This window comes from Methylibium sp. T29, from assembly GCF_000576205.1.
Lineage (GTDB): Bacteria > Pseudomonadota > Gammaproteobacteria > Burkholderiales > Burkholderiaceae_C > Methylibium > Methylibium petroleiphilum.
On the sequence record NZ_AZND01000012.1, the window covers coordinates 26,798 to 39,412 of the forward strand.

Genomic DNA, 12,615 nt, shown 5'->3' on the forward strand with positions numbered 1-12,615 from the left:
CCATGCACAGCCTCTCCACCACGGCCCCGTTCGACGCCCAGGCGCCGCTGGACGCTGCCGACACGCGGCACCAGGGCAGGGCGCTGCGCGGCTCCATCGTCTTTCTGCTGCTCTCCACCACCGTGCTGCAGCGCTTCGGGCTGAACTTCGGCAGCTATTCGGCCAACGTCACCTTGCTGGCGATGTTCGGCGTGCTCGGCGTGGCGCTGGCATCCAGCCGGCTGAGCTTTGCGGTCGAGCGCGTGTTCCTCTACGTGCTGTGCATCGCCGTCGCGGCGGCCAGCATGCTGACCAACCTGAACTTCTCGCAGATCGACCGTTCGTCGTTCTCGTCGCTGCTGCTGCTGGTGGTGATGTTCGTGCCCTTCCTGTTCGTCCTCAAGCCCGACCCCACCGGGCGCAACGACGCCGACTGGGTGATGCGCTGCTTCTCCAACATCGCGCTGTTCTGCGCTTTCGCGGGCATCGCGCAGTTCTTCACCCAATTCGTGATGAAGCCCCCGTGGCTGTTCGACTTCACCGAATCCATTCCCTTCATCCTGCGAGGGCCGAGCGGATTCAACACCGTCATCCCGGTCGGTTCGCTGTTCAAGTCCAACGGTTTCTTCTTCCGCGAGCCGTCGGGCTTCTCGTTCACCATGGCGTTCGCGCTGCTGGTCGAGGTGGCGCTCTACAAGCGCCTGCCGCGCATCGGCGCGTTCGCGTTGGCACTGCTGCTCACCTATTCGGGCACCGGCATCCTGGCGCTGTTCATCGGCTTGCTGTTCCCGCTGGGCCTGCGCACGGTGCTGCGGCTGGGCGCGGTGGCGCTGGTCGGCGGCCTGGCGGTGCTGGTGCTGGGCGACGCACTGAACCTGTCGTTCACGCTCGGCCGCATCGGCGAGTTCGGCTCCGAGCGCAGCAGCGCGTACATCCGCTACGTCGCGCCTTTCCGCGTCATCGCCGACACGATGATGAGCGACGCCTGGAGCTTCTGGCTGGGCCACGGGCCCGGCACCATCTACCGGCTCGGCCCGTCGTCCTCCTATGACTTCCACGACCCCACCTGGGCCAAGCTGCTGTTCGAATATGGCTTGCTCGGCTTCGTCGCCTTCGTCGCGCTGTTCGCCACGGCCTTGTACCGGCCGCGCGTGCCGCAGCAGCTGCGTGCCGTGTTGTTCTTCTCGTGGCTGCTGATGGGCGGGCACCTGCTGACGCCCGAGAACAACTACTTCACGCTGGTGCTCATTGGCCTGATGCCGCTGGCCGGCGTGGCGCTGGGCCGGCGCGTCGTGACCGAAGCATCCACGGACGCCGATGCAACATCTTCGTCGGCGTCGGACACGTCGATGGACGCCAAGCCCAGCGGAACCGAAACGAGATGACATCCCCCTTGCCCAAGATCAGCGTGGTGATCCCCTGCTTCAACTACGCCCGCTACGTGGGGCAGGCCATCGAGAGCGCGCTGGCGCAGGCGCATCCCGAGTCGGAGGTGGTGGTCGTCAACGACGGCTCCACCGACGGCTCGCTGGCAGTGATCGAGCGCTACGCGCCGCAGGTGGTGGTGATCGACCAGGTGAACCAGGGCTCCATCGCCGCCTACAACCGCGGCTTCTCGGAATCGAGCGGCGACGTGGTGATCTTCCTCGACGCCGACGACCTGCTGGAACCTGGCGCGCTGGCCGCCGTGGCGGCGGCCTGGACGCCAGCCTGCGCCAAGCTGCAGTACGACCTGAAGATCATCGACGCCGACGGCCGCGACACCGGCCGCCGCTTCTGCAACTTCGCCAGCGGCTACGGCACGGCCGAGGCCCGCAGCGCCTTCCTGCGCACCGGCACCTACCGCTGGCCCGTGACCACCGGCAACGCCTACTCGCGCTGGTTTCTGGAGCCGATGTTTCCGCTGCGCATCGAGCACGGCCCCGATGGCCACCTGAACACCGTGGCGCCGGTGTACGGCGACGTGAAGGTGCTGCCACAGGTGCTGGGCGCCTACCGGGTGCACGGCGCCAACATGTGGTCCAGCGACGGGTCCGACCATTCGCGTCTGCCGTTCCGCATCCACACCCGCCAGCGCGAAGTGGCCTTCATGCAACTGCACGCGCAGCAGCGCGGCGTGTTCCTGCCGGCCGGCAACGTGCTGGACCGCGAACTGCCCTTCTTGAACTACCGGCTCATGGCGCTGAAGCTCGGTCTGGCCTACACCGGCCAGGAGCACGATTCGCCCGGGTCGCTGGTGCGGCGAGCGGTGTCACTCATCGTGTCGGAGCCCCTGTCGCTCAAGCACCGCGTGGGTCACCTGGGGTGGTTCAGCGTGCTGGCGCTCGCGCCGCGGCGGGCCGTGCCGGCGCTCCTGCACCTGCGCTTCAACCGCAGTGAACTGCTTCAGTCGCTGCGGCGCTCCGTGGGGCTGGCCACCGCACGCTCCTGACGCAACGGCTGTCCGGGACCGGCCTGGAGGGCGGGCGCCGGCGCGCGCGTGGTCATGAGCGACAACGGCCGCTCGACCAGCAGAAAGAGCATCGCCGTGGGCCCCAGTGTCAGCACGAACAGGACGGGCAGCGCGGCCCAGAACAGCCATGCCCCCTGAACTGCCGGCGGCCAGGCCCAAGCGAGCAGCAGGAAGCCGGCATTGAGCACCAGGCCATGCAGCAGGTAGTAGGAATAGCTCATGTTGCCCAGCCAGCGCAGAGGCGTCCACGAGAAGCTGCGCGGCAAGCGGGCCGACGGCGACTGGAAGCACGCCAGGCAGAGCAGCGGCCACGCGACGAACAGGATGCAGACCTGCAGCGTCTGCAGGACCCGGCTACCCTCGACAGGCAACAGCATGCTGCCCAGGCCGACCAGCAGCGCCAGCAGCCCCGTGCGACCGGCCACGGGAGGTACGGTCCGCGGAGGCACCATGGCTTCGTGCAGCAGCATGCCCGCCACGAACATCATGAGCCGGATGGGCCCGCCCGCGAGCGCTCCGTGCAGCGCCAGCGCCCCGGCCAGCGCCAGAAGGCATGCCACCCGCCAGCGGCGGCTGCGCGCCCGCAGGCCCAGCGCACCGATGATGGCCGGCGTGGCCAGGTAGAAGAACATCTCGTAGCTCAGGGACCAGGCCACGGTGATCATGGCCTCGATGGGAAACAGCCCAGGCAGCAACAGCAGGTTCTGCAGCAGGTACAGGGCGGCTGCGGTGGCCGGCTCGGGAATGCGGCTCTCCGCAGGAAACGCGAACGACAGCAGCACGTAGGCGATGAACACGGCCAGGAAACTGGGGTAGATGCGGACGATCCGGCGCCGCATGAAGCGGAGAAACGGCTGCGGATGCCGCATCAGCGAGCCATAGATCAGGTAACCGCTGAGCACGAAGAACAGGTCGACGCCGGCGTGGCCGAAGGCGCGCAGCCCGAAGGCCAGCTGCAGCGTCGCGGGACTGTCCGCGATCCACGGCGTCACCATGCTCGCGTAGTGCGTGAGGAAAACCAGGAACACCGCGAAGCCGCGCAGCCCCTCCATCGGCCGGACGTTGTCTGCCTGGCCGCCGCGCGACAGTTCGAACCGTTGCGCGAGCCAGTTCATGCAGCTACCCCGCGGCCGACCCGAAACGGTTCATGTGCCCTTGCTGACGATGGCGTCTGTGGGCGCAGGTCGGTTCGGCGATGACGCGAGGAGCGGTGCGACGGCGGCATCGACCACCGCCATGAAATGCTCCTTGCTCAGTCGAGAGCAGAGTCTCTCGTATCCGTTGCGCGCCAACGACTCGGCGCGGGCCGGCTCGCGCAGCAGCGCGATGCAGTGCGCCGCAAACGCATCGGCATCATCAGCGCTCAGCATGTCGATGCCGTCGCGGAACAGGCCGTCATAGCCCGACAGCACGTGGGATGTGGCGATGACCGGCCGGCCATACTGGAAAGGCTCCAGCGCCTTGATGTTCGTGCCTGCGCCCCCGCGCATGGGCACGACGCAGGCGGTGGCCTGCGCATACGCATCGGCGAGCGAGTCCACGAAGCCCAGCGTCTCGACGCCGGCATGTTGGCTCCAGCGCGCCAGCAGCGGCGCAGCGCCGGACCCGACCACCAGGAATCGCGCCTCTGGGACCGCTTCGCGGACGCGTGGCCAGATGTCTGCCAGGAACCAGTCCACGGCGTCGGTGTTCGGCATGTAGTCGAGCAGGCCGATGAACATCAGGGCCGGACTGCTGGGCGGGTCGTATGGCGGAGGCCCGTTGCGCTCAGGCGCGGCAGGCAGGTTGGGGAGAACCGAGCCGGGCAGGGCCGCAAAGTAGCGGCGCTCGGCTTCGCGGCAGAAGAAGTAGTGCGCGTGCGGCCGGCTTCCCACGCGAAGCCGCACGAGCAGACGGTCGTTGAGCAGCCGCGTGAAGGCGCCCACCCACATCTTGAGGGTCGAGAGCGCGCGCCACGGGGGCTCGTAGACCGCGTCGTCGAAGTCGACGACGACAGGCACGTGCGGCGGCAACTGCAGCTTCAAGGCCGGCTTGACGTAGCGGCTCACGATGAGGTCGTAGCTCGCCAGGTCGACGTGCTGCTCCACGGTGCGAGTGACGTGATCCGAAGGCAGGTCGAAGCGCGGTCGGCTCGACAGGCTTCCGACGGTGACCCCGATCTCGACGACGCGGGCACCGTGGAAATCGGCCACGGTCACCGGCGGTGCACTTGATCCGCGCCCGTCGAAGCGCAGCACCAGCACATCGACCGCACCATGGCGCAGCAGGGCGTCGATGAGGTGACGGCTGCGCTGCGCCGAGCCCCATTTCTGCAGCGGGGAGATGTACGTGAGTAGGAGGACTCTCTTCGACATCTGAGTTCGTATCGAATCAATAGTGCTGCAGTCGCGCTTTGGCCAAGGAGGGAAATTCGCGATGTGTCATGGTTGTCGCGGGCTCATGCGTAGTGGCGTTGTCGTCTTTATCGGCGGTGTCATGACACGACCGAGCTTCCACGAGCCGTGCCGCGCTTGGTGTCGAAGTGGCAAGCTCGCTGAGCTGCGAAGCGGAAATGCTCTTTACTTGCGGCAGTGCAGATTCGACTATCCGATGAAGGGCTGGAAGGTTGTCGACGAAGTCGTTCAGCAGCGTTGTCAGACGCTGGGCATCAGCCGCGCCACTGGGGTCCAACAAGAACTTCTCCGGATAGCTGAAGTGCGCAAAGAGCCCTTGAAACTTGTCTTGATAAGTCAACGACGCCACCGGCCGACCCATGCCGAGCGCTGCGATGGCCAGATGCATGCGCGCAGTCACCACGCCATCGATTAGCCCGGCCAACGCCTTCAGGTTCGCCGCGGCGATCGGCGTGCTGTCATAGCGAACGCGATCGCCCAGACGTCCGGAGACCGCACGGAAAATGGGACCGAGACACGCGTCGTCGCCGTCTTTTCCGCGAAAGTCGTGCGGCAGGAAGAGGAAGGCGACGGGCCGCGTCTCGGCGACCGCTGAGATGCTCGTTGCCGATGCGTCGATCAGGCGAGCCAGTTGTTCCCCCGACGCATTCTTGATCAGCATCGGGTGCATGTTGAAGCCCAGAACGGTGTTGCCAAGATCGCGCTGTGCCTGCACCCATGCGGCGGCTTCTGCCATGGATGGGAAGTCGGCGCGAGGTTCGAGCAGAAAGGCTGCATCGGCAACCAATCGGGCCGGCGTGCGCGTGAACCGCTGGAACCGATCGAACGAAATTGGATCGCGCACGTTGAGCTTTATGCGCGCGCTCAGTTCATCGAAGACGTCACGCACGAGCGGGTTGGCCGACGCGTTGAAGCTGAAGCCCGAAACGATCGTGCGAACACCCCGTCTCGCCATGGCATCCGACAGCAGAAGTAGCTTGGAAGTGGTGAGCGGGCTGTAGTACCCATCCATCACATCGGCCCCGATCGTCACCATCAATTCGGGACCGAAGACCAGCATGGCGCGCACGGCCTCCTCAAAGCCGCAGTCCCATGCGTCAATCGGTGCAAAGCCCAGAACCTTGGCTCGGGCGCGGGCCTGATCCGAAGCGACGACGACACCAACTTCCAAGTCCGGACGATCGATACGAAGCTTGGTAATCAAGCCTTGGATCATGGCCTCGTCGCCTTTGGACCCATCGAGCGTCCAGGGGTCGCACGGCAAGACCAACAGCCTTCCGGAACTCACTGAAACTGCACTGATCTCCCGTGTGTTCACGCGACGTGCCGCAGTCCGCAGGGACGAAACGTCTCTCCAGTTTTTCAAGTACTGACGGGGGTGAGCCAGAAGTTTGCGAAGCACGGGTGAATCTCGCCAGTTGAGGATCAGGTGGTGCGGGGCCGCTTGATAAGCGACAAGGTGTCGTTCAGAGCCGAAGGGGCTAGCAACCTGACAGTCGCTAGATAGGTGAGCCCCCCGCAGCCGGTGAGAGCCAATAGGCGCAGCAGGTTGCCAATCGGGGCATGCGACAGCTGCGCCGTGAGGAACACGACCGTCGTCACCATGAGGCACTCGCGGCGAAGAAGGGCCACAACCGACCCGCGAGCCGCCGAAGCGAAACGCCGACCAGACGCCGGAGGAGGTAGAAATTGATCGGCGTGATCGCCAGCTGGCTGGCCACAAATGCCATCAGGATGCCGGTCAGACCGTCATTTCGCGCAAGGTAGAGCGCTAGCGCGGTGACGGCGATCTTGACGACCATGAGAACCAAACCTACGCGAGGCTTGCCCATCGCGTTGTACAGGGTCACGTTGTAGAACTGGACCACCTGGACGACGGCAAGCGCCGACATGAAGCGCATGACCTCGGCGCTGTCTAGCCATTTCTCGCCGAACAGGACCACCGTCAACGAGGGCGCTACTGCCGCGACCAGGCAGAACACCGGAACTGCAACGGTGACCGTCAACGTGACGCTTCGGTAGTAGGCCGCAAGCAGAGCCTCGCGGTCCGATGCAAGCCTGGAGAAGCCGTTGAGGATGACATCAAGGATCGAGGCGCTCAACGTTTGCATCAGCGCCTGGTAGACCTTGATACCCACCGTGTACACCGCCAAGGCCACAGGCCCGACAGTCGCTACCAGGAACACATCGATGTAGCGCGTGCTCGCAAAGTCCAGGAGATTCGACGCGAGCCGATAGCTGCCATACGAGACGAGCGAGCGTGTACCACGCATGTCGACCCGCCGCGACAGTTTCCATTGCGGCCGGGCCAACAGCATCACAGAGACGCATGTGGCGCCAACCACACTTTGCGCTACAAGACTCCACACGCCGAAGCCACCCGCGGCCAATGTCACTGCGATCACGCCGGCTACAACGATGGATGCCAGATTCACTTGTGCGAGCCATTTGTAGCGGAACTCGCGCTTGTTCATTGCCGTTTGGCTGAATGCCGCTGCGGCAATCGGAACCGTCACCGACGTCACACGCAGCACATCCGTCAAGGTCGGAAGACTCATCCAGGCGGCGATGGTCGGCGCAAGGAGCCAAAGTGCGCCTGCCAGCAGCAGTGCAAGGCCGAGATTGAGCCAGAACACGCAGTTCAACTGCTCCTCGCTGATGTGCTGAGTCTGGACGACGGCTTCGCCGAGACCTTGCTCCGCCAGTAGCCCAGTCAACGCCAGAACGACGGAAGCCGCAGCGAAAAGGCCGATCTGGTCTTGCGAAAGCAAGCGAGTCATGAACATGAACAGCAGCAGCCCGCTCAGGCGGATGCTCCAGTTCTGGATCGTGGACCAGATCAGACCGGCTCTGACCTTGGTATGCAATGAGGTCATTGCTTGATGTTCACCGAGCGGAAGGTGAGCGCGATGGCTTCTGCAGGAAGGGGTGGCCGCGCGTGTGTTGCCGGTGTTGGCTGCTGTGCTTGCAATGCGGTTTCCAGGGCGGTGAGCTGCGCCGCATTCCAGGCGAGGGCCGCATCGCGCGCCCGGCGCGCCAGTTGCGCGCGGTCAGCCGTGCTGTCGAGCAGGCGCAGCACCTCGCGAGCGAAGCCCGCCGCGTCGTCGTCTTCAACCATGAGGAAGGCGGAGCCGCCGTGCTCGCCCAGACCGCGCGCCCCGGACGTGGTCGACACGATCGGCATGCCGGCGGCCATGGCATCGAGCAGCTTGATGTTGACGCCGGTGCCGGCGAGCACCGGGTTGACGAAGACGCCCGCCGCAGAGAACGCATCGCGCAGGTCGGGTACGAAGCCGAGCTTGACCACCCCCGGCGCATCGGGGATCGCAGTGCAGACACCGCCCACCAGCAGCAGCTCCGCATTCGGTCGCTGCTGCCTCACGAGCGGCAACACGCGGCCGATGAAGTAGCGCGCGCCCTGCACGTTGAGCGGATTGCCGGAGCCGACGAACACCACCGCAGGGCGGTCAGCGGACTTCACGGGTTCGCCGATGTCGATGAGGTGCCCCACCTGCAGCACGCGCGTCGCGGCGCCAGCCAGGCGGGCCGCAAAGTCGCGCGCCTCGGTGGGCTGGATTGCCAGCACGTAGTCGGCGCGCCGGAAGCCGCGTTCCTCTTCGGACAGCGTGGTCGAGAACCACTGTGGCTTCATGCCCGCGTCAAGGTAGTGCCTGTGGCGCAGGCCGAAGCGGTCGTGTGTGTCGAGCACGCGAATCACGTCACGCTCGAAGGCGTCGAAGGCCTTCGACAGGAATACGTATTCCACGAACACGGCGTCGAAGCGGTGCGCCGCCTGCAGCTTCCGCAGCGCGGCTGTGCACGCCTCGTCGTACCAGGCGTCGAGCGGCCAGCGGTAGGCGGCGTCGATCTTCAGTGCCCGGCCTGCGCGCCGCAGCAAGCCGGCCATGCGTGCGGCCACGCCAGTGGCTGGTGGCGTGGGCAGCATGTGCAGGCGGTTGGCGCCGAAGCGGGCGCGCATCGCGCCTTCATCGCAGGTCTCGAGCGGCAGACAGGCGAAGTGCACTGTGTGGCCGCCACGCACAAGCTCCTGCGTGAGGGTGGCGATGCGCGCGCGGTTGCCTGCGTCGACCGGATCGGTCGGAACAGGCGAGACGACAAGGATCTTCATGACTGCGCCCGCCCGCTACCGCACCACACCCAGCTGCCGCAGCGACTGCATCAGCAGCTTCGGCCGCGTGCCGGGCGCAAAGCGCCACAGCACCAGCCGGCGCGCCAGCGGTGCCGGTGCCACCAGCACGAGCACCGTCCACAGGGTGATCGCTGCACGCGCCTGCAGGCGCATGCCCTGCGGCCGGCCCCAGCCGCGCAGCAGGTCGCCCATCAGGTTGAGCCGGTTGTCGCGCGGCAGCGGGTGGGTATCGGGCGCCAGCCGGTACGAGGCCACGCGATACGGCAGCAGCGTGAGGCTGTAGCGCACCGCGTCGTCCGGCACCTGGATGCCGACGCGCGCCGCCGTGCGCTGTGCATAGGCAAACAGCTGCGTGGCGCGCGTCACCTCGCGGCCGAAGCGCAGGGTGTCGAGTTCGCTGAAGGCGCCGTCGTTCTGGCCGTGGATGCGGTAGCTCACCAGCGGCTTGGGCACGGTGATCACGTCGCCCAGGTAGGGCGCGGCGGCGATGCAGCAGGAGTCGGCGGCGCGGCCGCCCGCGTGGTCGAGCGGGAAAATCTTCTGAAGGAACTCGCGGCTGTACACGTTGCCCGAACCCGGCGGGGTGGGGTAGGCGCTGGTGGTCATGACCCAGCGGCGCGCTTCCTCCGGCGTGGGCACCAGGTGGTACTGCGGCAACACGCTGCCCAGCGGTCGCAGCGCGGCGTCCACGCTGCGCATCTGGAACTGCACCTTGCTGATGCCCGGCCGCCACACGGCGGCGGCTTCGCGCACCACACTCGGGTCCAGCACGTCGTCGGAGTCGAGGAAGATCACCACGTTGCCGCGGCATGCCGCGAAGCCGGTGTTGCACGCGCCCACCTGGCCCTGGTTGTCCTGGTGGAGCGCGGTGATGCGCGGGCCGTAGCGGGCCATCACCTCGCGCGAGCCGTCCGTGGAACCGTCGTCGACGACGATCACCTCCACGTGCGGCCAGTCGAGCGCGAGCGCGCTGTCGATGGCATCGCCGATGAAGCGCGCGTAGTTGTAGTTGGGGATGACCACCGAGACGCGGATCTCGTCGCCCGTGCGGGCCGGCGCCACCACGCCGCCGTCGGCGCCTGGGGATCGAAGCGCTTGCAACACGGCGGCTCCGGAGCCTATTGCTCGTTGACGATCACGCCCGCCAGCTGGGCGGGGCCCTTGGCCAGGGCGTTGATCAGCGTCTGCATGCTCTTCATGCGGCTCTTGCCGCGCCGTCCGATCACCAGGGCGGCACCGCACTTCGCGGCCACCACGCGGGCGTCGGCCCCATGCACCGAAGCCGGTGTGTCGACCACCACGTGGTCGAACTTGGACAGCAGCTCGTGCATCAGCAACCCGAAGGCCGGGCGTTGCACCAGCTCCAGCGGGTTGGGTGGCACCGCGCCCACCGGCAGCACGAACAGCGTGGGCAGGTCGGGCACCTGGTGGATCACGTTCTGCCGCGAGCGCCCCGAAAGAATGCTGCTGAGGCCGTTGCTGTTGTCGATGCCGAACAGCTTGTGCTGGCGCGGCGTGCGCATGTCGGCGTCCACCAGCAGCGCGCGCCCGCCGAGCTGGCTGAAGGCCACCGCCATGTTGGCGGCGACGAAGGTCTTGCCATCGCCCACGTCGGGGCTCACCACGGCCAATGCGCGCCGCGCCTCGCTGAGGCTCAGCACGCCCATCATGAGCTGGCTGCGCAGTTCGCGGAAGGCTTCGGCCTGCTCGCTGAACGGGTTGGCGGCGACCACCAGTTCCGGGTCGCAATCCGATTTGCCGTCAGGCGCATAGGGGTAGTGGAACTGCTGCGACAACGCCCACAGCACGTCGTCGTTGGTCGCCAGCTTGAGCGCCACCGCGGCCTCGCCGAAGCGCAGGCCGTGCTTGCGCTGGTAGGCGAGGATCTTGTCGATCTGCGCGTCGTTCAGGCGCTTGGCGTCGCGGATGATCTCGCCGATGGAGCGGTCGTGCAGGTCGTTCACGTCCTCGGTGCCCTCGGCGGCGGACAACGTGGGGCTGTCGGCGTCCGCCGGCCCGGCCGAGGCGCCGAGCGGCTGGTGAGCGATGATCGGTTCGCGTCTCATGATCGGGCAGGGCCGGCGAGGCCACGGACGACGCGCGCTTGGTGAGTTTGAGTCGCGAGCCGCCCCCCGCGCTGCGGCTGGCGCGCGGCAGAGTCACCAGCAACGGCTGGCGGAGCCCGGTGACCACGTCGTCGACGGTGCGCATGCGTCGGTCCAGCAGTTCGCGTGCCAGCATCAGACCGATGCCGAGCAGCGTGCCCATGACGAGTGCCACCGCCACGTTGAGCAGCAGCCGCGGCGACGACGGGAACGCCGGTGCCGTGGCCTGCTTGAGTACCGACACGTTGGTCTGGGTGTTCTGGCTTTCCATGCTGGTCTGGTTCACCCGGGTGAGGACGGCGTCGTAGGCGCGCTGGGCGTTCTCCACGTCGCGCAGCAGCACGGCTGCTTCGTCACGCTGGCCCTTGAGCTGCAGCAGCTTGCTGCGTTGCTGCTGGATCTCGGCGTTGAGCTGGGCCAACCGCACCTGGTTCACGTTGTTGTTGGCGTTCAGGCTGCCGGCCACGCGGCTGGTCTGGGCCTGCACGCGTTTGCGGAGCTCATCGATGTTGGCGCGCAGTTCCACCACCTGCGGGTGGTTGTCGCCCAGGCGTTCGTTCAGCTCGTTCAGCTTCGCCTGCTGGCGCGACAGGTCGGCGGTCAGTGCGCCCACCACGGGGTTGGCCAGCACTTCCTGCATGCGGTCGTTGTTGCCGGTCGCCTCGTCCTGCCGGCCGCGCGATTCGACGGCAAGACCCTGCAGCACGACCATCTGCGTGGTCAGCTCGCTGAGCCGTGTGTTCTCCACATCGAGCCGCTCGTCGGTGGCCACGATGCCTTTCTGCTGCTGGTACGCCGACAGCTTGGCCTGCGCCTGTTCCAGCGCCTCGCGGGTTTGCTTGGAACGCTCATCGAAGAAGGCGTTGTACTGCTTGGCCGGCTCGACCTTCAGGTCGAGCGTGGTGTCGATGTAGGCCTGCATGAAGGCGTTGGCTACCGCAGCAGAGAACTTGGGGTCCGGCGACGAATAGGCGAGGGTGATGACGTTGGATTCGCGCGCCGGCAGGATGTCGAGCTTCTTCTGGATCAACGCCGCCAGCCAGGCCTCGAAGTCACCCTGCCCGCCGGTGGCCGCCTGCCACTGCTCGCGCAGCTCCACGCTTTCGTTGAGTTTCAGGCCCGGGCTGCGCAGGGCCCGCAGTGCCACGCGCTCGCTGCGCACCACGTCGAGCTGCGTGGCCATGAACCCCAGCGGCACGATGCCGCCGGCCGCCGCGGTGTTGCCGCCCAGGTCGGGCAGCTTCACGTCGATCAGCACCGAAGCGGTCGACGTGTACTGCTTCGGCAGCAACAGGCTGACCGCCACCGCGCACGCCACGATCACGGCGAGGACGAGGAAGCCCGAGGTCCAGCGGGCGCGGACGATGGTGAAGAACTGGCTGAAGGTCATGGGCGTGAGCGCGATGGGGCGTGGCGTGGAAAGGGGCAGGCCGGCGGCTCAGCGCAGCCCCTGGATGCCCTTGTTGCGGGCCTCGGCATCGAGCGCGGCACGCGCGGCGGCCGAGGCCGAAGCCGCGGGCACTGCGGGCGGGAGGG

Annotated in this window: 10 protein-coding genes and 1 pseudogene; 2 read left to right on the plus strand and 9 right to left on the minus strand. The window is 66.8% G+C overall.

All coding sequences use genetic code 11. From position 1 onward, the window contains the following. Positions 1 to 2: 2 nt before the first annotated feature. Positions 3 to 1,364 (plus strand): hypothetical protein, encoded by a 1,362-nt coding sequence (locus x551_RS03575; RefSeq protein WP_036230666.1) that lies wholly within the window; start codon positions 3 to 5, stop codon positions 1,362 to 1,364. Between the two features lie 8 nt (positions 1,365 to 1,372). Then, positions 1,373 to 2,410 (plus strand): glycosyltransferase family A protein, encoded by a 1,038-nt coding sequence (locus x551_RS23260; protein ID WP_051511828.1) that lies wholly within the window; start codon positions 1,373 to 1,375, stop codon positions 2,408 to 2,410. Here x551_RS23260 and x551_RS03585 read toward each other — a convergent pair. From x551_RS03585 to epsF, 9 genes and pseudogenes are all read right to left on the minus strand, one after another. Then, on the minus strand, positions 2,365 to 3,546 hold the full coding sequence (locus x551_RS03585; RefSeq protein ID WP_036230654.1) for an acyltransferase: 1,182 nt from the start codon (positions 3,544 to 3,546) through the stop codon (positions 2,365 to 2,367). The two genes, x551_RS23260 and x551_RS03585, sit on opposite strands and share 46 nt — an antisense overlap. Before the next feature lie 30 nt (positions 3,547 to 3,576). Beyond that, positions 3,577 to 4,785, minus strand: a complete 1,209-nt coding sequence (locus tag x551_RS23265; protein ID WP_051495595.1) for a glycosyltransferase — start codon at positions 4,783 to 4,785, stop codon at positions 3,577 to 3,579. 16 nt (positions 4,786 to 4,801) lie between these two features. After that, positions 4,802 to 6,040, minus strand: a complete 1,239-nt coding sequence (locus x551_RS03595; protein ID WP_152543390.1) for a polysaccharide pyruvyl transferase family protein — start codon at positions 6,038 to 6,040, stop codon at positions 4,802 to 4,804. A gap of 209 nt (positions 6,041 to 6,249) precedes the next feature. Further along, entirely contained in the window at positions 6,250 to 6,429 is a 180-nt protein-coding gene (locus x551_RS25735) for a hypothetical protein (RefSeq protein WP_036247577.1), read from the minus strand. After that, positions 6,423 to 7,700, minus strand: a complete 1,278-nt coding sequence (locus x551_RS03605; protein WP_036247580.1) for a lipopolysaccharide biosynthesis protein — start codon at positions 7,698 to 7,700, stop codon at positions 6,423 to 6,425. Before x551_RS03605 ends, x551_RS25735 begins: the two co-directional genes overlap by 7 nt. Next, a complete protein-coding gene (locus tag x551_RS03610; protein WP_051495593.1) occupies positions 7,697 to 8,953 on the minus strand; it encodes a glycosyltransferase family 4 protein in 1,257 nt (418 codons plus the stop codon). Before x551_RS03610 ends, x551_RS03605 begins: the two co-directional genes overlap by 4 nt. Before the next feature lie 15 nt (positions 8,954 to 8,968). Further along, positions 8,969 to 10,078, minus strand: coding sequence for a glycosyltransferase family 2 protein (locus tag x551_RS03615; protein WP_231497555.1), 1,110 nt, complete (start codon positions 10,076 to 10,078; stop codon positions 8,969 to 8,971). Positions 10,079 to 10,092: 14 nt separating this feature from the next. After that, positions 10,093 to 10,938 (minus strand): polysaccharide biosynthesis tyrosine autokinase, encoded by an 846-nt coding sequence (locus x551_RS03620; protein WP_036230646.1) that lies wholly within the window; start codon positions 10,936 to 10,938, stop codon positions 10,093 to 10,095. A gap of 253 nt (positions 10,939 to 11,191) precedes the next feature. Beyond that, positions 11,192 to 12,469 (minus strand): annotated as a pseudogene (epsF, locus tag x551_RS03625) (chain length determinant protein EpsF); the annotation flags it as partial. Positions 12,470 to 12,615 lie beyond the last annotated feature (146 nt).

Coding starts and splice junctions, on each gene's coding strand:
- x551_RS03610 (WP_051495593.1), bottom strand. CDS start 8,953: ATGAAGATCCTTGTCGTCTCGCCTGTTCCGACCGATCCGGTCGACGCA.
- x551_RS03575 (WP_036230666.1), top strand. CDS start 3: ATGCACAGCCTCTCCACCACGGCCCCGTTCGACGCCCAGGCGCCGCTG.
- x551_RS03585 (WP_036230654.1), bottom strand. CDS start 3,546: ATGAACTGGCTCGCGCAACGGTTCGAACTGTCGCGCGGCGGCCAGGCA.
- x551_RS03605 (WP_036247580.1), bottom strand. CDS start 7,700: ATGACCTCATTGCATACCAAGGTCAGAGCCGGTCTGATCTGGTCCACG.
- x551_RS25735 (WP_036247577.1), bottom strand. CDS start 6,429: ATGGTGACGACGGTCGTGTTCCTCACGGCGCAGCTGTCGCATGCCCCG.
- x551_RS23265 (WP_051495595.1), bottom strand. CDS start 4,785: ATGTCGAAGAGAGTCCTCCTACTCACGTACATCTCCCCGCTGCAGAAA.
- x551_RS03595 (WP_152543390.1), bottom strand. CDS start 6,040: ATGATCCAAGGCTTGATTACCAAGCTTCGTATCGATCGTCCGGACTTG.